Origin of the sequence: Ligilactobacillus pobuzihii E100301 = KCTC 13174 (assembly GCF_000349725.1) — a bacterium.
Classification (GTDB): domain Bacteria; phylum Bacillota; class Bacilli; order Lactobacillales; family Lactobacillaceae; genus Ligilactobacillus; species Ligilactobacillus pobuzihii.
The window spans coordinates 56862-76457 of sequence record NZ_KB714688.1 but is presented as its reverse complement, the minus strand read 5'-3'; the positions used below and the strand labels follow the sequence as shown (position 1 = coordinate 76457).

At 36.9% G+C, this 19596-nt stretch carries 15 protein-coding genes, 1 tRNA gene and 1 pseudogene; 11 read left to right on the top strand and 6 right to left on the bottom strand.

The features are described from left to right. Window positions 1–61 precede the first annotated feature (61 nt). Window positions 62–146 (top strand) — tRNA-Leu (locus LACPOB_RS0103040). Window positions 147–334: 188 nt separating this feature from the next. Here LACPOB_RS0103040 and LACPOB_RS13330 read toward each other — a convergent pair. Both LACPOB_RS13330 and ant(9) read right to left on the bottom strand, forming a co-directional pair. After that, a pseudogene (locus tag LACPOB_RS13330) lies at window positions 335–1309 on the bottom strand (IS30 family transposase). Window positions 1310–1463: 154 nt separating this feature from the next. Further along, entirely contained in the window at window positions 1464–2252 is a 789-nt protein-coding gene (gene ant(9), locus LACPOB_RS0103030) for an aminoglycoside nucleotidyltransferase ANT(9) (protein WP_026142721.1), read from the bottom strand. Window positions 2253–2748: 496 nt separating this feature from the next. On the opposite strand from ant(9), the gene LACPOB_RS0103025 reads away from it, so the two are divergent. From LACPOB_RS0103025 to pepF, 5 genes are all read left to right on the top strand, one after another. After that, complete coding sequence (locus LACPOB_RS0103025) at window positions 2749–4047, top strand: ammonium transporter (RefSeq protein WP_017867359.1); 1299 nt, start codon at window positions 2749–2751, stop codon at window positions 4045–4047. Between the two features lie 877 nt (window positions 4048–4924). Then, window positions 4925–5323, top strand: coding sequence for a transcriptional regulator SpxA (spxA, locus tag LACPOB_RS0103020; RefSeq protein WP_017867358.1), 399 nt, complete (start codon window positions 4925–4927; stop codon window positions 5321–5323). A 248-nt stretch (window positions 5324–5571) separates the two neighbouring features. Further along, on the top strand, window positions 5572–6321 hold the full coding sequence (locus LACPOB_RS0103015; protein WP_017867357.1) for an adaptor protein MecA: 750 nt from the start codon (window positions 5572–5574) through the stop codon (window positions 6319–6321). A 120-nt stretch (window positions 6322–6441) separates the two neighbouring features. Continuing rightward, entirely contained in the window at window positions 6442–7467 is a 1026-nt protein-coding gene (locus LACPOB_RS12260; protein WP_017867356.1) for a competence protein CoiA, read from the top strand. 98 nt (window positions 7468–7565) lie between these two features. Continuing rightward, window positions 7566–9374: an oligoendopeptidase F gene (gene pepF, locus LACPOB_RS0103005; RefSeq protein ID WP_017867355.1), complete on the top strand. Its 1809-nt coding sequence runs from the start codon at window positions 7566–7568 to the stop codon at window positions 9372–9374. 137 nt (window positions 9375–9511) lie between these two features. Here the strand turns inward: pepF and LACPOB_RS0103000 are convergent, their stop codons facing one another. Further along, window positions 9512–10171 (bottom strand): DsbA family protein, encoded by a 660-nt coding sequence (locus LACPOB_RS0103000; protein ID WP_225429661.1) that lies wholly within the window; start codon window positions 10169–10171, stop codon window positions 9512–9514. 550 nt (window positions 10172–10721) lie between these two features. Between LACPOB_RS0103000 and LACPOB_RS0102995 the strand changes: the two genes are divergently transcribed. From LACPOB_RS0102995 to mgtE, 3 genes are read left to right on the top strand one after another with little or no spacing between them, the layout of a single operon-like run. Further along, window positions 10722–11537 carry an NAD kinase gene (locus LACPOB_RS0102995; protein WP_017867353.1) on the top strand — a complete coding sequence of 272 codons (816 nt, stop codon included), beginning with the start codon at window positions 10722–10724 and terminating at the stop codon, window positions 11535–11537. After that, window positions 11527–12420: an RluA family pseudouridine synthase gene (locus LACPOB_RS0102990; RefSeq protein ID WP_017867352.1), complete on the top strand. Its 894-nt coding sequence runs from the start codon at window positions 11527–11529 to the stop codon at window positions 12418–12420. Before LACPOB_RS0102995 ends, LACPOB_RS0102990 begins: the two co-directional genes overlap by 11 nt. A gap of 14 nt (window positions 12421–12434) precedes the next feature. Continuing rightward, window positions 12435–13805, top strand: a complete 1371-nt coding sequence (mgtE, locus tag LACPOB_RS0102985) for a magnesium transporter (RefSeq protein WP_017867351.1) — start codon at window positions 12435–12437, stop codon at window positions 13803–13805. 238 nt (window positions 13806–14043) lie between these two features. Here mgtE and LACPOB_RS0102975 read toward each other — a convergent pair whose 3' ends face one another. After that, window positions 14044–15051: a LacI family DNA-binding transcriptional regulator gene (locus tag LACPOB_RS0102975; protein WP_017867349.1), complete on the bottom strand. Its 1008-nt coding sequence runs from the start codon at window positions 15049–15051 to the stop codon at window positions 14044–14046. Between the two features lie 149 nt (window positions 15052–15200). Here LACPOB_RS0102975 and LACPOB_RS0102970 point away from each other — a divergent pair, with 149 nt between their 5' ends. Together LACPOB_RS0102970 and galT are read left to right on the top strand one after the other, a co-directional pair. Further along, a complete protein-coding gene (locus tag LACPOB_RS0102970; RefSeq protein WP_017867348.1) occupies window positions 15201–16364 on the top strand; it encodes a galactokinase in 1164 nt (387 codons plus the stop codon). Between the two features lie 47 nt (window positions 16365–16411). After that, the gene (gene galT / locus LACPOB_RS0102965) at window positions 16412–17896 is read left to right on the top strand and encodes a UDP-glucose--hexose-1-phosphate uridylyltransferase (RefSeq protein ID WP_017867347.1); all 1485 of its coding nucleotides are present in this window, start codon (window positions 16412–16414) and stop codon (window positions 17894–17896) included. 168 nt (window positions 17897–18064) lie between these two features. Here galT and LACPOB_RS0102960 read toward each other — a convergent pair whose 3' ends face one another. Then, window positions 18065–18718, bottom strand: a complete 654-nt coding sequence (locus LACPOB_RS0102960) for a copper homeostasis protein CutC (RefSeq protein WP_026142720.1) — start codon at window positions 18716–18718, stop codon at window positions 18065–18067. A 33-nt stretch (window positions 18719–18751) separates the two neighbouring features. Continuing rightward, on the bottom strand, window positions 18752–19596 hold an 845-nt coding region (locus tag LACPOB_RS11630; RefSeq protein ID WP_040532676.1), incomplete at its 5' end, for a lactonase family protein.

Genomic DNA, 19596 nt, shown 5'->3' with positions numbered 1-19596 from the left:
CGGTTACCGCCTTTAGTTGCTTTAGGCGCTAACATGTAGTATAATTCTTTAATGTTGATATGCCGGTGTGGCGGAATTGGCAGACGCGCTGGACTCAAAATCCAGTTCCCGTTAAGGGAGTATCGGTTCGACCCCGATCACCGGTATCTTAGATACAATTTATAAAGAGTAAACGTCTAGAGATAGGCGTTTTTCTTTTGTCCACAAATAAGGTTCTTTATCAAGTGGTGCTGATGAAATAAATTATTAAAATTAAAAAGTAATTGGTTTAGCTCGTGTAAGCTGCTTGTTCTTGAATGGAAAGGGCAGCTTTTTTGATTTGATTCTAGAATTGTCAAATTAAATGCAACGCTTTACCAAATAAGCCTTATATGGTGTCTTCCAATCCAAACAATTTGTGGGACGGAAATTTAGTTTGCTGGCTATTTCCTGAATCTCATTATCTGTCTTGTCATCTAAGCTTTGTCCTTTGGGTGAGTATTCACGTGAGAGCCCGTTGGTATTTTCATTTAACCCACACTGCCATGGAACGCCAAGTAAATCTGCTAGTTGGACACGTTTTGAAAACTCTTTGCCTCGATCTAGTGTAATAGTTTTAAGATCACTTTTGTTGGTACTTTCAAACATCGCAATCAATGCAGTTGTTACCGGTCCTGAGCTTTTTTAGTTGCCTTACTGGTAATTAAAAACCGTGATTTGCGGTCAACTAGTGTTACTAAGCAGGATTGTCTTGTTTTTCCTGCCACAGTATCAGCTTCAAAATGAACAAGTTCAGTTCTTTTATTGGAAACTTCAGGACGTTCGTGAATAGTATTAATGATTGAAATTTTTCCACGTTTCTCGACATAATTCTTACTATGACAAGCTTTACCCCGATGACGCAGTTTACGAATAGCGCTACGGTTTCCACGACTTAAGTCTGACCCATTAAATAATCCTGCATAAATACCACGATAAATGGTACTAAAACTGATGATCGTCTTACCAGTTTCGAATCTTAAGCGTTGTGAAATTTCCTCTGGTGACCACTGACAATCTAAGAAAAGATGTTTAATTTTTCGCAACAAGGATGGATTCTCTTGTAATCTTGCCTTGCGCCCGCATTTACTTTTAGCAAGGTTATAGCTATTCAGCGCTTTATCTGGCGTGTATTTTGCAGTATTCTTATTTCTATGTCGTTTAATTTGACGAAAAATTGTAGAAGGAGCCCGGTTTAAATTTCGTGCTATTCCACGGATGGTTTTATTTTGAGCAAGGCCTCCAATATCATTTCGTGTTCATTTATAGTGAGCTGTTTATAGTGACTCATAGTAGAAATCCTCTCTTTTTAAGTTGTGGAAAAACTTATTATATTTGGATTTCTATTGTAAGTCCTTTATTTTGTTTTAGTGTTGCACTTAAAGTGTAAATTCAAGTCATAAAACAAAATTGGTACTGTTTGTAAATAAAGCAGATAAATATAGCTAATAAATGTTAAAGTATGACTCTATTTTGCCCCTCATATGATTGACCAATGACATGATTTCGGCTTCCATTCCGTCCCAATCATCATTGTACTTTCCAAGATAGGCTCTTCTAGCAATATCAAGCACCTCTGCCTGTTGCTTCGGTAACTTAGGGAGAGCCCAGTCTGCAGCCACATCTTTTGGGCTGATTTCACCAATGTCCATTGTCTGCCACATTCGAGCTAGGGTTAAAATCACATTACGTTCGTCTCCCTTAATCCCCTCAATTAATTCTGGCAAAGATTGCTTAATTGCCTTTCTGATATCTGTTATTGGGATGGGATCAAGTATCGTTGACAGATTGGTGCCAAATAGTGAAACGCTATGCTCTCTTGCTTGCGCTAAAACAATAGCTAAGTCAGGGTCAAAATTTGGTTCAGGTATTTGACCGTTCTCAAACTCAGACCTAAGCCATTCACCATAGACAAATTCACTCCTTGGTGGATACTGCCAAGGTACACTATCCTCTTCATTAATAACTGTTAATTCAAGATACCGCATCCCCTTTTCATCACCTATTTTCCCCGATACCGACATTAAGTTTTCTGTAAGTTTTTTTCGAGTAGGTTCAGATAATCGCTGGTTTACGACAACGAGGACATCAATATCACTGTTAATGCGCAAACCACCTTTTACTGCAGAGCCAAATAGATATACTCCGACTATTGAACTTTCAAGCAACTCCTCTACGATTTTCAATGCTTGCATCGCTTGTTTTGGTAATTTATCGTTACTCAAATTTCTCATCACAAACTCCTCTCCTCTGATTTTGTTCGCATAATGTATGTTTATATTGGTTTCATTGGTATTCAATATATCACTATTCTATCATAATTGATTGAGAAATTATTTTTCTTTTCATATCTAGAGGGATCGTCGTATCAAAGCTCATTCATAAGTAGTAATTTAGTGGTAAATTGATTATTTTTCCCTTTGACTATGTGTGATAAGTCTTGTGTTTATGAGGATAACCAGATTTTCATGCTACAATACTTTATAAATAATGTTATTTTTCTTGTCTAACTAAACAGTTACTACATTATAAAAAAATCTATCTATAAGGCTATTCGTTTTAAAAGCGTTTAGTCTTTTTGTGTAATTAAAACTTTTTTTCTGCACCAATGTAATAAAAAATGACATTAGATGACTTTTAAAGTTATTATTTTTACTTTTTAAAAAGAAAAACATTGCATGCCTTGTAATTAATGTTAGAATTTATAACATATTTTAAGGAGGAATGCATATGAGTGCGGTAAACACAACATTTTTAATTCTTGCGACAATTTTAGTTTTTAGTATGACGCCAGGTTTAGCTTTCTTTTATGGTGGCTTAGTTTCAAAAGATAATGTGGTCAATACAATGCTGTCGGTTTTCATTTTGTGTGGTCTATCAGTAGTACTCTTTATCGCAATCGGTTATGAATTATCCTTTGGTCCCGATGTAGGAGGAATAATAGGACAAATTTCACATTTCTTTTTAAATGGTTTTGACTTAAATTCGATTGAAAATCCAGAAATGGGCCTATCTCATGCTGCTTTTTTGGCATTTGAAATGATGTTTGCGATCATAACGCCTGCATTATTTGTTGGCTCGATCGTCGGCCGGATGAGATTTAATTTTTTGATGTATTTTGTCATTTTTTGGAGTTTATTAATCTATTATCCAATGGTACATATGGTTTGGACACCTGATGGGCTACTAGCTTCATTGGGAGTATTAGACTTTGCAGGGGGGACTGTGGTTCATATCAATGCGGGTATAACGGCTTTGTTGCTATCTATTTTTCTTGGACCTCGATTAAAAAGAAGCGGTGAACACTACAATTTATCTTGGGTCTTATTAGGAACAGCTATTTTGTGGATCGGTTGGTATGGATTTAATGCCGGATCAGCTTTCGGAATCAATTCTGTAGCGTTAAATGCATTTTTGACTACTACGGTGGCAACCTCTGCAGCGATGCTGACCTGGATGTTATTGGAAATATTTTTGAAAGGAAAACCCACTCTGGTCGGGGTGTGTACTGGTGCACTGTGTGGACTAGTTGGAATCACACCTGGGACTGGATATGTAACTAATGCAGGCGCTTTTTTTATTGGGGTAATATGTGCTATAAGCAGTTACTTTTTCGTAAATAATATTAAACCTCATTTGAAATTTGACGATCCCTTAGATGTTTTTGGCTGTCATGGTATGTCGGGAATCGTTGGCTCAGTCTTGGTAGGTGCTTTTGCTAGCCACACAGTCAATACAGATGTTACTACTAATGGAATCTTTTATGGTGGTGGTTTCAAACTGATCGGTATTCAATTGTTAGGAATGACTATAAGTATATTTTTTGCTGCTGTGATGGTTACTTTGATCATTATAATTTTGAAACAGTTTGTGCCAATGCGTGTTTCAACAGAAGATGAAAATACGGGTTTAGATTTTAGCTTGCACGGTGAAAAAGCTGATTATCAGGTCAATGATCATTTTGAAGATGTTTCTCAATATTCCGAGGAATTCCGAGGACAATTGTCTCGCTTTAATAAGAAAAATTAAATTTATTTAAATAAACATAATGCAGGTGTAGATCTGTGCTTTCAACCTTTAGTCGTTAAGCAAAAGGCAGATCTATGGTGCATCATTGGTGATTCAATACTATGTCGTTAATACCGTAAAGTCTGTGACCAATATAAAAAAGGATCGGTCAGGGCAGTCGATCAATGGGAAAATGCGAAGCAGTATTTGACAAGTTAGGCAGTATGGTCACAGAAAGTATCAAGCATAACGGTATCCAATAAAAATTCAGCGAGGTAAATTATAAAGTGGGCGTTTCAAGAAAAGTTTAAGGTTAATGAAGATGGCTTCCAACTGTCTTGATCGTGGGGTGTCTAACGATAAAAGACACAATTTCTTTCACGTGATGTAAAATTTGAATCTCATCCATGAACCATTTTTTTCTGACGACGGTTCATCTAAATTTTCATTTTATTATCTAGCGATCTTTTTTAATAAATAAGTACTGTTTACCGTTGATTAGACATTGTAGAGTTATGATACGGCTAAAAAGTTTGCTGCTAGTATTTAAAAAGATATTTAAAAAAATGATGTTTGTTTTTCAATGAATTTTTTCCTCATAAACAACAATTATTTAAAGGATAAGAATAAAAACTTAAGTTTTGTGACATATAAATATACAAAACTTATATCTATTAGAAAGCAGTAATGATTAGAGTTATATAAAAGTTATCTAATTAAAATAATGTTACGTGAATAAAAGCAAATCTAACTTCTTTTAGAGTAATTCTAAATAAAAAGAAACATTTTTACAAAAATATTTCAAAATAAGGTTTTAATTTTGATGAATTAGTGTATAATAAACAGTGTAGAGAATATGTTGTTTGAAAATGGTTTAACTATTAAAGGAGCGATTTACATGGTTACATTATATACGTCACCAAGTTGCACCTCATGTCGGAAAGCTCGCGCATGGTTAACAGAACAGAATATTCCTTTTAAGGAACGTAACATCTTTTCAGAACCGCTCAGCGTTAATGAAATTAAACAGATTCTTCAAATGACTGAAGATGGAACTGAAGAAATTATTTCTAAGCGTTCTAAGGTTTATCAAAGTCTTAATGTAGACTTAGATGAATTACCTTTAAAAGAATTATTTGATTTGATCCGTAAAAATCCTGGTCTCTTGCGTCGGCCAATTATTATGGATGATAAACGTCTTCAGGTTGGTTATAATGAAGACGAAATCCGCCGATTCTTACCGCGCGATGTACGTGCAATGGAATTAAAAGAAGCTCAGGCTTTGGCTGGATTCTAACATTGAAAAACTAAACCGTCTGCGCTTGCAGGCGGTTTTTTGCGGTTATGATCATCATTTAAAAAATAGTACAAGATTTAAAATGGTTGTCTTTTTGAAGCTATTTTTTCTTTAAAAAAGTTTAAAAGAAGTCAATGTATCAGCGACTATTCTAGGCTAGACGGTGTATTTTTAGGCAAATCAGTGGTACAATCAATCTAAATGTGAAAGTAGAAATTAATAGTTATTGAAAGGTGGGGCGACCACAGATGGAAATGGAAAAAATTAATGACAACACGATCCGCGTTCTTTTAGAAAATCAGGATTTGGCGGACCGTGGTGTTACTGTCCTTGATCTGTTAGGGAGCCAAAGTGAAATCGAAAGCTTCTTTTATAGTATTTTGGACGAAGTAGACGTTGATCATGAATTTAGAAATATCGATGCAGTTACTTTTCAGGTCCTTCCTAATCGGAATGGCTTAGAGTTGTTTATTTCTAAAGTTGATCCTAATAATATGGACAAAATGCCATATAATCCAGCAGATGATCACACTAATGATGCATCAACGGATGAAATCAAAAAGACTTTAGATCAGTTGAATATGAATAGTTTTGGTGTTAACGATGATGTAGCTGATTATATCCAAAATCATATTTCAAACTACCGTGATGAAAGAAAAACTAATTTACAGTCATCTGACGGACATGCCCAACAAAATGATCAGGTTTCAGTTAAGCACTACTTAGTAGGATTTTCAGATTTTGAAGATTTTATCGAGTTAGTTAAAACTATCGGTGATACTGATGTTACGGCTAGTCTTTATGTATACAAGTCAACTTATTATCTAGATTTAACTTTTGATGTGCATGAGGTTTCGGTCGAGCGGATCAAAGACTTTATGAGTAATATGTATGAATATGGGCAACCAGTCTCATTTGGCTCAGCGCTATTGCGTGAGAGAGGTCATGTTATCGTGGAAAATAATGCTTTTCACTGGGCTCTCAGCTATTTCAAGTAGTTAAAGAATATTTTAGCAAAAACAACTTTTTAACGGTACTGATAAGTATTTTTAATTTATTGGTACTTTAAAAGTTTGTTTTTGCTTTTTTTGCGTACTTTCCTATAGGGAGGTGCAAGTATGCTTTATGCTAAAAATGAGCAAGGAATATATATTAATGCAAGAAATGCAAAACGGGGCAGCACTTATTTTTGTACCAGTTGTTTACAGTCTGTAATTGTTAAACGAGGGACTTTAAAGGCAGCACATTTTGCTCATAAAAAAAGAGGATGCATCGCTTTTAGTGAAGGAGAAACGACAGAGCACTTGTCAGGAAAAGAATTGCTTGCAAACTGGTGTCAACAATTTCACTGTCAAGTTGAACTTGAAGCGTATCAAGAAAATTTAAAACAACGACCAGACGTTTTATGCCACTTTGAGAACTATCAATTAGCACTTGAATTTCAGTGTGCCCCCTTGAGTCTAAACGAAATGGTTCAACGTTCTTATGGTTATCAAAGGCACGGTTTTAAATATCTCTGGATCTTAGGTCGACGACATTATCCACAATACAAGTTAACTCAGCAAACGGCTCAATTTATTCGTTGGCATAAAAATTTGGGATTTTATTTGATTTTCTTAGATACTGTTTATCAGCGTTTCGAAGTTTTGTATGGAATACAAATGGCGGATCTTTTGCCAGTGAAATATCTGCGCTTTTTTGCGATCGATATGACCGAATTAACACATTTCTTACACACAGATCATCATATCGACTACTTTGTATTAACTGATCTAGAAAAGCGAAGACAACGAGCGAATATTGTGAAAAAGATGCATAATTATGACCGTCAAATATATCAAATACAAAACTTATGTTACGAAAACCACCTTTCATTTATTGAAGTGGTTGAAAGTGTACTTACTTCCACCTATTTTCCCCCTATATATCGTCGTTCTGCTTTTATTTGGAAGGTTAAGTGTTATCTTGCATTACTGAAAACAAAACGAACACTTTCACCTTTACAAGCCTTAAATCACCATAATCTATTCGTTTTCCCCTTTGTTTCGCTTGATCGAATCACGCGTAGAGAATGGGAAAGCTTTCAAAAACAACTGGCAAAAATTGATTTTACTACTGATTATCGCTACAATAAACTTCAATGAATATGACACTGTGGACAAAAAATGTACTTTATTTTAAAAGGGTAGATTGCTTTTTAGATAGAGTTTCTAGGTTGTTTTATAAAGGGAGGTAATAAATTATGTCTGAAGTTAAGAAAGTTTTGAAAAGAAGTGAAGTTCCAGCTGAATTAACTTGGGATTTAAGTATTGTGTTTAAAACTGATCAGGAATTTGAGGAAGCTTTTAAATCTTTGCAAGGCCAAGCACATAGTTTTAAAAAGTATCAAGGAACGCTAAAGCAAGGACCAAAAAAATTATTAGCAGCAGTTCAGGTATTACTAGATATTTACCGGCAAACGGAAAAAGTTTATGTTTATGCTAGTATGAAAAATGATCAGGATACGACAAATTCACGATACCAGGGAATGTTTTCAAGGACGCAAGCAATGGTGGCCCAACTTGAGGGGGAGATGTCCTGGTTTGATCCGGAATTAATGGATCTAGGTCAAAAAAAAGTTGCCAATTATCTTATACAAGAACCGAAGTTAAAAGAATATTCACATATGTTGACAGATATTTTGCGGTTTGCTGATCACACCTTAAGCTCAGTGGAAGAAAAACTTTTAGCTTCGATGGGAGATATCTTTGAAGCACCAGAAGACATTTTTTCCATCTTAGATGATGCGGATCTGGAATTTGAAGATGTGACCGATGAAAAAGGTGATCAGGTAGAATTGACTGATAGTACATACAGCCAGCTGATCCAGTCTGTTGATCGGGATGTACGTGAGCAGGCATTTAACAAACTATACACTGTTTACCATCAATTTTTACGTACTTTTGCCAAAACACTTGGTTCACATGTGCATATTCAAAATTTTTCTGCTAAGACTAGAAATTATGCTAGTGCTCGTCAGGCAGCCTTAAATAAAAATAATATCCCAGAAAGTGTATATGATAACTTAGTAGATACGGTACATCAGCATCTTGATCTATTACAGCGTTATGTTAAATTGCGGCAAAAGATATTGCAGCTGCCAGATCTAAGTATGTATGACCTGTATACTCCTTTGACTGGCAAACCTGAGTTGAACTATACCTTTGAAGAAGGGAAGAAAATTGCTTTAAAGGCATTATCTGTTTTAGGCTCAGATTATGTAGCTAAAGTACAGGAAATGTTCGATAATCGTTACATCGATGTTGTGGCTAATAAGGGAAAACGTGGCGGAGCATATTCGGGAGGAAGTTACGATACACCCCCCTATATTTTATTGAATTGGAATGATGATTTGGATAGTTTGTATACTTTGGTCCACGAAATGGGACATAGTATACATAGTCAGTTAACTAAGCAAAATCAGCCATATCAGTATGGTGATTATTCGATTTTTGTGGCTGAAATAGCCTCGACAACGAATGAAAATTTGTTGACAGCTTATTTATTGGAGCATGAAACTGATCCTGTAGTTAGGGCATATGTGTTGAACTATTACCTCGATGGTTTTAAGGGGACAGTATACCGCCAAACGCAATTTGCTGAATTTGAACAGTGGTTACATGAAAAAGACGCAGCCGGCCAACCGTTGACAGCTGATGAGTTGTCAGCAAAGTATTTAAAGATCAATCAAAAATACTATGGTCAAGAAGTTGGTAGTACACCACAAATTGCCGACGAATGGGCGAGGATCCCGCATTTTTATTATGATTTTTATGTATATCAGTATGCGACAGGATTTGCTGCGGCGACGACATTGTCCAATAATATTTTAGATGACCGACCTGAGGATACAACAGCTTACCTAAACTATTTGCGTTCAGGCAGTTCTGATTATTCGGTCAATATCATGAAAAATGCCGGGGTCGATATGACACAAGTCGAATATTTAGAAAGTGCTTTTGCAATATTCGAACAACGGTTAAAAGAATTAGAAAAAATATTAGTTAACTAGTGATAAAAATAAAAAGAGTCGGGACACAACTAGCTGTGCAACTCTAAAAGGGCCATCGAATTATATCCCATTAAATGGGTTAATTCGATGGCCCTTAAACGTGTTCAAAACATTTTTGCTCCACTTTTTAAATAATACTAATAATTATTGCTATCAATTTGAATCTTTAGTGGAGTCCGATTAGATTTTAAAAATGAATTCATTTGCGATTGACAACCACAATCTTTTTCAACTAAATCTTTCGGTTTTTCGCCAGCAAATATTTCTTGTAAGACATGATATGATTTGCACGCGTCCATTGCGATACCACAATCGTAACCTTCAACGTTAAACAAAACTACTGTTGGGTGATGTTCAACATTCATTTCGGCCGCTGTTTTTTGGTCTTGCATGAATGACTTGGCGGTAAATTCAGAATTTCGATCATGTATGAACATCTCTTCATCCAAACCGCTTTCCATCGCTGCTTGTATTGCTATTTCATCGGTATAGCGATTTTTAGAATCTTCCATTTGTTTTTGGATATTTAACAAGAACCTACGCCCGCGTTTTTTGCCTTGAAATAGGGCAGCTTTAAAATCTAACGATGCGTGGTAAATATCTGTGACTAATTTGTTGCGAGCTGCCAAATTATTTTGTGATTTTTCGTTTAGCTCCATTACGTCTTGGACACTATTCATATTCAGCAAAGGGATGAAACGGAAGCGAATATCCTCTTTAGCTCCATTGATCAAATCTAGGATGTTTTGTTCGGCATGATAACAAATACTGCCGATCGGGTTAATAAATAAATACATTTCTAACACAATTGTTTCCTCCAAGAACTAACTGTCTTTTTATCAGATGTTATTTTCACTTTACCAGACTTATTTTTATTTGCAATAAATGTGTTTATTACAAACATTTTGAGTAAAATATGGATCTAAAACCCCGTTTTTCTATAAATTTAAAAATAAGCTGGGCAATTATTTGTCTTATTTTGCTTTTTCGCAAAACCCAACCTATTATAATTAAAATATGTGTAAATTTAAAGCAAAACACACAACTTTTTGGTATCTTTCTGAAAAATAGAATGCAAACTCTAAAATACCGAAACTTGTTGATCAACTGGCCCATAGATTAACAAAAAAAATTAACTCAAGCAAAAAATGTGCTTTTACATTTTAGAATATGACTTATCGAGATCAAGATGGTAATATATTCGAAGATTTAAAAATAAAAATTCTAACGGTCGGTGAAAATTCAAATGATTTCATAACTGTGGTACACTAAATAAGTGAATGAAGGCACGCTACTAATGGTTTTTTATGTAAAGCAGTAAATTAAGTAAATAAAAAGAGGAAAGTTATGAAAATCGAGATTTTTGCAAATGATTCAGAAAAATCCTTATCAATCAAACAACAACTACTTAAAAAGTTAGCTGATAGACATTTTACTTTTGATTCCAAAAATCCCGAGATCGTAATAACTGTCGGTGGAGATGGAACGTTGCTTTCTGCTTTTCATCAATATCAAGATCAGTTAGATCATATCCGTTTTGTGGGTGTTCATACTGGACATTTAGGTTTTTATACGGATTGGCGGGAAGATGAAATTGATGACTTGGTCGTGAGTTTACAGTCAGATAATCGTCAATCAGTCTCTTATCCTTTATTGGATGTGAATGTTAAAACTAGAAAAAATGGGGATTTTTACCAGTTTTTGGCGCTCAATGAATCTTCATTGCGGCGGGTAGGACCAACTATGACATCTGACGTCTATATCGGTGGAGATCTGTTTGAACGTTTTCGAGGAGATGGCCTTTGCGTAGCTACTCCCACAGGATCGACTGGTTATAGTAAATCTTTAGGCGGGGCAGTGGTTCATCCTGATATGCCAGTTTTACAATTGACTGAGATCGGTTCGATCAATAACCGAGTCTTTCGGACTATCAGCTCACCGTTGATCATTAGTCCAAACGATTGGGTCACTATTCGTCCCGTTGATTCGATTTGTGATGAAGACTTTTTATTGACCGTTGATTCGCGTTATTATCATACAACTGATATTGCTCAAGTGACTTATAAGGTATCTAAAAAAAAGGTTAATTTTGCCAAATATCGGCATAATGGTTTCTGGAACCGGGTCAAAGATTCCTTTATTGGTGACGAGAATGAAATTTGAGTGGCGGTATTTGGGTGAATCTCCGATCAAGCTCCGATCATTTTTAAAACAGCAGCATGTCTCGCGTCGTTTGTTAGCTAAAATTCGTCATGAAGGTGGGCAGATTTTAGTCGATGGGAAAGAAGGACGGACTGTTGACAAGATCAATAAGCAACAGATCGTCACATTAATTTTGCCAGCTGAACATGGGCGAAAAACAGCTCTTGTTCCTTCTTATGTTCCCATTGATGTCTTGTATGAAGACCGTGATTTGTTGGTAGTCAATAAACCACCGCATTTGACTTCGGTACCATCGCAGCTATATCGTGATGACTCTTTAGTTAACCGAGTTTGTGGTTATTATGAAGTCAGAAATTATCAGGGACTCGTTCCTCATATTGTCTCGCGCTTGGATCGTGATACTAGTGGATTAGTCTTATTTGCTAAACACCGATATGCGCATGCTTTATTAGACGTTCAGATGCAACAACATGAGATCCACAAACAATATTTAGCCTTAGCGACTGGCTGTTTTGCAAAGCAAAGTGAATTTGACATCAAAACTTCGATCGGCCGAGCACCTGATAGTTTATTTAAACGTCAAGTTGATGTTAATGGACAAGAAGCTAGTACTCATTTTAAATGTTTAAAAAGTGGTGTGCTTGGTTCTTTACTCTTAGTCCAACCGCTAACAGGACGCACGCATCAAATTAGAGTGCATTGCGCTAGCATAGGACATCCATTATTGGGTGATACAATGTATGGTGGTGATTTGAGTATTGGCTTGACTCGTCAAGCTTTGCATTGTTATCAGTTAAGATTTAAACATCCATTAACGAAAAAAAGTATGACTTTTATTGCACCATTAGCCGTAGATATGTCTGATTATACGAAGAACATTTAGAAGAGGTACGAAAAATGTCCGATAAAACAGTGGAAAATTCGAATAAAAATGAAAAAATCGTACAATTATTGACTGAGCAAAAGGCTAAGTTATTCCGACGCGAATATCTTGATCTGCACGTCCATGAACAGGCTCAAATTTTTTCGGACTTAGATCAGACTTTACGCGGCAGAGTTTATCGTTATTTAAGTGCGAATGAAGTTGGGGATATGTTTGATGCTATTGAAGAAGAACCAGAAGATGTAGTCAAATATTTTAAAGAAATGCCAGTTCAGTACGCGGCCAAGGTAATTGACGAAATGTATACCGATAATGCTGTTGATATCTTAGCCTATGCACAAAATAAAGATTTGACCCATTATTTATTAGCTTTACCGGAAGAGCGTTCGGCAGAGATCCGTGAATTATTACATTATGAAGATAAGACGGCCGGTGCTTTGATGACAACTGAATATGTTGATATCTTTGCTGACCAAGATATTAGTTCGGCAATTCAAGATATTCGAGCTGAAGCGGCTGATGCTGAATTGATTTATTATGCATATGTCGTTAGTGATGATAATGAACTGATCGGTGTTGTGACTTTGCGTGATTTATTAACTAATCCAGAAGAAACTCGTATCACAGATATCATGACAGACTCGGTGATCTCGGTGCCAGTTGATGAAGACCAAGCTGAAGTTGCACAAAAAGTGCGTGATTATAATTTCGTGGCTTTACCAGTTATTGATTATGCTAATAAATTAGTAGGGATCATCAACGTTGATGATGTTATTGATGTTATTGATGAAGAAAACGCTGGCGAATATTCTGGTTTGGCTGGTGTTGATACACAAGAAACTCCGGAAAATCCTCTTCAAGCTTCATTGAAGCGTTTGCCGTGGTTGATCATCTTACTAATAATGGGAATGTCCACGACCACTTTGATCGACCACTATGAAGCTTTGATTTCTCAGGCTAGTATTTTAGCTGTGTTTGTTTCTTTGATCACTGGCACTGCTGGTAATGCGGGGACACAAAGCTTGGCTGTTGCTATTCGTGGTTTGTCTAATAGTGAAGAAGACCGACGTTCAGGAATTAAAACTATTTTAAGTGAGTTGGCTACGGGTTTGTTTGCTGGATTAGTGACGGGGTTAGCGATCTTATTGTTAGTGGGGATCTGGAAGCATAATTTTATCCTTGGTTTCGTGATCGGTATCTCGATGGCTACGGCAATTACCGTTGCGACTGTTGCTGGGAGTATTATACCGCTAGTTATGGATAAGATCGGGGTCGACCCAGCAGTTGCTTCGGGCCCATTTATTTCAACTTTAAGTGATCTGACATCGGTGTTGATCTATTTTAATATTGCAAATCAATTTTTAAATTTTTTCTTAAATACTTGAAAAGTAAGTGTGACAAAAGATGTTTTGAAGATGCTTTGTAACGATGACCGCATTATTTTGGGTCGTAGCAAAGAAAAAACAACGTGAGTATGTCGTTATCGTAGGGCTTCAATTTTTTGGAACATGTTTAAAGGCCGTCGATTTAACCCATTTACTGGTTAGATCGACGGCCCTTTTTAGAATTACACAGCTAGTTATGCTCCTGCTCTTTTTTGCATGAATATAGTTGCTTATTATGTTAGTTTAGTGAACTGTCACGTAAGACAAGTCGGACTCCGTGAGTTACTTTACGTGGTTCGTTTTCATTAGTTTTAGAAGTTAATTTGGAATCAAGTAATTCAACAGCAGTTGCTCCCATCTGTGTAGTAGGAACATGAACACTACTAAGCTTGGGATAAACGAAATCTGCTAAAGAAGAATCATTGAAGGAAATAATGCTGATTTGTTTTGGGATTTGAATATTTTTTTCTTGCAAAGCACGTAAAGCACCGACAGCTAGCGAATCATTGGCTATAAAAAAGGCTTCTGGTAAATCCCCAGCTAAATCAGTGAGTGCCTGTTGCATCATTTTGTAACCTGAGTCTAAAGTGAAATCACCAACGTAAACAAAGCGTCGGTCATATTTGTTCTGGTCAGTTAATTGCTTTTTAAAAGCTAAAAAACGTGGATCAAGTAAGCTTTTTTCTTGATCTGAGGTATGTTCTTCACCAGCTAACATACCTATTTTTTTGAGGCCTTTTTGTTCAAATTGATACAAAACGGCGGCTACACCGTTATCAAAGTCAGGTACGACACAACTATATCCTTGGCCTAGGGTATCGCAATCAACGAAAACAATATATTTTGATAGTTGGCCGAGTTGTTTGATCTGCTGATCACTAAATTTTCCGAGTGCAAGGATCCCGCTGCAAGCAGCCGCTTTTTCTATTGGATCAGTGTGAAAAAGACGTTGAATATTGTAGCCCAAAGCCTGAGCTTTCTCTTCGATCCCTTCACGTAAGGAAAAGTAATAAAGATCATTTAATTCTTGTTGTTCTGTGTACCATTCAATGATCGCAATCGTTTTTTTAGTGCCCTTTTTTTGCGTGTGTGAATGACTTTTGGTGTAATTTAATTGATGTGCAGCGTTAAAGATCCGTTCTTTTGTCTCGCTGCTAACTGACATGCTTTGATCATGATTTAAGACGCGTGAGACAGTTGCGGGAGAAACTGCGGCTAAGTCAGCGATGTCTTTAATAGTTGCCAATTCGTGCACATCCTTTCTTCTAGTATAATTATATTTTACCATAGTAAATAATTAAGTAAATAAATTAGTAAAATATTGATGTATTTACTAAAATAGGCTACAATAAAAATATCGAAGCGTTTACCTAAAATTCTGGGAGGGTCTATTAAATGGATAAACAAGAACTCATCACTGCATTTACTAAAATTTATACAACTCAACCGAGTGCCGAATATTTTTCGCCTGGTCGGATCAATTTGATTGGCGAACACACTGATTATAATGGTGGTCATGTTTTCCCTTGCGCGATCTCGCTGGGGATCTGGGGTGCTGCTGCTAAGCGTTCTGACCGTAAACTACATTTTTATTCAGGTAATTTTACTGAATTGGGTGTTATTGAAGCTGATTTAGATTCTTTAGAATATGTAGAAGCTGATTCTTGGGCGAATTATGCCAAAGGAATGATTAAATTTATTCAAGCAGCTGGTTATAAAATTGATAACGGGTTAGATATTTATATCAACGGAAATATTCCAAATGGTTCAGGTTTATCTTCTTCGGCTGCCTTAGAAATGTTGATTGGCTTGATCGTTGATGATCAATTTGATTTAAACATTAAGCGGCTTGATCTCATTAAACTGGGTATGAAAACGGAAAATGAGTTTATTGGTGTTAACTCTGGTATCATGGACCAATTCGCTGTTGGTATGGGACAAAAAGATCATGCCTTACTCTTAGATACTAATACATTGGATTATAAAGTTGCACCACTTGACTTAAAAGGCGACGTGATCATTATTATGAATACAAATAAACGTCGTGAATTAGCCGATTCCAAATATAATGAACGGCGGGCAGAATGTGAAAAAGCCTTGAGTGAATTACAAACCAGGCTTGATATTTCATCCTTAGGTGAATTGGATGCCGCTACCTTTGATGAATATTCTTATTTGATCGATGACGAAGATCGTTTCAAACGTGCACGTCACGCGGTTTTAGAAAATGAACGGACTTTACGTGCAGAAAAATTGTTACAAGACGGTAAATTAGAAGAGTTTGGTCGTTTGGTCAATGCTTCTCATGTATCACTTCAACATGATTATGAAGTGACTGGTAAAGAATTGGATACTCTAGTCCACACTGCATGGAAGCAACCGGGCGTTTTAGGTGCACGGATGACTGGGGCCGGTTTTGGTGGCTGTGCGATCGCTTTAGTTGCTAAAGACAAGGTGGCAGACTTTGAAAAAGAAGTTGGTGCTAGATATACTGAAGTGATCGGATATGCTCCTTCATTTTATGAAGCGGAAATTTCCGATGGGACGAAGGTTTTATAAAATCGACTAGTTAAGGGAGAATAGGATCAAAAGAGTAGGTGAACAAATTGACTGAACAAAAATTGGTAGCTGCCTTTGTAAAGCAAGTTATAGGAAATAGTTATTTTCAAGCAGAAGACCAGATCTATTTAAGAAACTACGTATTAAGATTAGTGGGTGATGAAACTCTAGATGCCACTACAGCTCAGACAGAATTATTGGATCTAAAAGATGAATTGATCAAGCAAGCGCAAAAAAATGGCCGGTGTGGACAGACCCATGATGAAAAAGATATTTTGGGAGCACAGTTAATGGAGCTGATCGTTCCACGTCCGAGTCAGGTCAATCAAAAATTTTGGCGAACTTATCAAAATGATGATCCACAAAAAGCAATCACAGATTTTTATACTCTCAGTCGGCGCAGTGATTATATCAAGACACGTTCGATCGCAAAAAATATTTATTTTCCGGCTAAGACAGACTACGGCGATTTAGAAATTACGATCAACCTATCTAAACCAGAAAAAGATCCGAAGCAGATCGCACTTGCCAAAAAGCAAAAATCAACTGATTATCCACTGTGTCAGCTGTGCTTGGAAAACGAAGGTTATTTAGGTCGGATCGGTTATCCGGCACGTAGCAATCACCGTGTGATCCGGTTTAATATCGGTGATGAGCAGTGGGGATTTCAGTATTCACCATACGCATATTTTGGAGAACACTGCATTTTCTTAGATACTAAACATCACGAAATGCAGATCGACCAAGATACTTTCACTCGTTTATTAACGATCATTGAGAAGTTTCCTGGTTATTTTGTGGGGAGTAATGCCGATTTACCGATCGTGGGCGGTTCGATCTTGACACATGAACACTATCAAGGCGGACGGCATGTATTTGCCATGGAAGAAGCGCCAATTGAAACGTCACTAGAATTTAGCGGCTTTGAAGGTATCACAGCCGGGATCGTTAAATGGCCGATGTCAGTGATTCGTTTACGTGGTGATTCTAAAGCGCAATTAACACAGTTGGCTAATAAAATTTTGAAAAAATGGCGAAACTATAGTGATGAAAGTGTAAATGTACGAGCAGAAACGAATGGCGAGCCACACCATACGATCACTCCTATTGCACGTTTGCGTGATGGACAACTTGAGTTAGATCTGGTGTTACGTGATAACCAAACATCAAAACAATACCCAGATGGTATCTTTCACCCGCACCCAGATGTACAACATATCAAACAAGAAAATATCGGACTGATCGAAGTAATGGGTCTAGCCATACTGCCACCACGTTTAAAGAAAGAATTGAAAGAGGTTGCTAAGTATTTGCTTGGCCAACAAAATGAAATTGCTGATTATCATTTACCATGGGCACAACAAATCAAAAAGGATCACGCTGATTTGAATGTCGATAATGTTGACGATATCGTGCAAAAAGAAGTAGGTAAGGTTTTTGCACGTGTTTTGGAAGACGCAGGTGTTTTTAAACGCGAAGAAAAAGGACAAGCAGCTTTTAAACGATTTGTACGATCTGTTGGAGCAAAATAATTAAGAATAAGTTTAGAGTGTGCAACAAAAGATGCTTCAATCTTTTGGAACACGTTTAAGGGCCGACGATTTATCCCATTGAATGGTTTAAATCGTCGGCCCTTTTTGAATCGCATAGCTAGTTATGTTCCAACTCTTATTTAGATCCACTAGATAAAATAAGTGGTTCTATTTTTGAACGAAATCTAAAGGAACGATCTTCGAGCCATGTACCTGAGTAACTCCCAAGTCTTTTGCGATCGCGTCGCAATTTTCTGCAGTAATGTCACCACCAGGTAAAATAGTGACACGGCCACTTGCGTACGAGAGTAATTCCTTGATATGGCCAGATGTTTTTTCAAGTGAACTTGATAACGGTCCACCATGCGTTAAGATCCGTTCGTAACCTTGGTCGACTGCCCAATCAATGGCTTTTTTTTGTTGCTCAAAGTTCATTTCATCAAAAGCCATATGCATTACCAACTGCATTCCTCCCGCGGCTGCACCTAGTTGTTTCATTGCTTCTTGGTCAAGATCATTATCTGGCGTCAAAGCACCAAAAGAGATCCCGTCAGCACCTAGAGCTTGGGCCTCAAAAATATCTGCTTCCATGATTTTTATCTCTGTGTCACTGTAAACATAGTTACCTTTACGTGGACGGATCAAAACAATCAATGGGATATTTTGTTCATGGCAGTATTTGGCAGCTTCGGCAATAACTCCTTTGCTCGGAGTTGTTCCACTAATGGCGAGGTTATCACATAATTCAATACGAGCTGCGCCATTATGGCTGGCCGCAGGAATGTCTGTGAAATTTTCAAGACATGCTTCTTTTAATAACAAATGATTCATCTCCAAGTTTAATAGCTTTAACAATTATGCCAAATCAGTAAAACAAACGCAAACTCCTTCAGGAACAGTAACGTCTTTTTGTAGGCATGTTAGCCGCCCAGTTTGGTTGTCACGCGAATACAGCGTTACGTTGTCAGTATTTTGATTAGCACATACGATAAACTTTTCGCTTGGGTCTAATGCAAAGTCACGTGGAAAGTCGCCTTCAGTTGAAATTTGTTGGATCAGCTGAAGTTGATGGTCAGCTTGAACCTTAAATACTGCCAAAGAGTTATAACCACGATTAGAGACATAGATGTAATTGCCGTCGCTAGAACTTTTGATGGCAGCGGCGCCATTGTGTTTTGTCCAATTCGCAGGGATCGTTTTTAAAGTTTGTAATATTTCAAATGAACCAGTCATTGAGTCATATTTTAAAGTACTGATCTGGCTAGATAATTCTCCAGCTAAATATGCGAAATTACCATCTGGTGAAAAAGTCAAATGACGTGGTCCATAACCTGCTTTTGTTGATAAAACACTGATTTCATTAAGCTTGCCAGCGTCAGTCACATCATAAACGTAGATCTTATCACTGCCAAGATCAACCGCAACCAAGCGGCCATCAGGGGTGAGATCAGTAAAGTGAATGCGTGCACTGTCTTGTTCCTCACGTGGGCCATGACCACTAACAACGACATTGTCGGTTTGAGTTAATGTATGGTCGTGGTTAATGCGATAAACCAGGATCTCACCTTTGTGATAGTTGGCAGAATATAGTAATTGTTTTTTTTCATCAACTCCAATATAACAAGGACTAGCTCCCTCATGTAAAACATCATTGTTTTTGATGAAATTACCGTTTGAAATTTGATAACTACTAATACCAC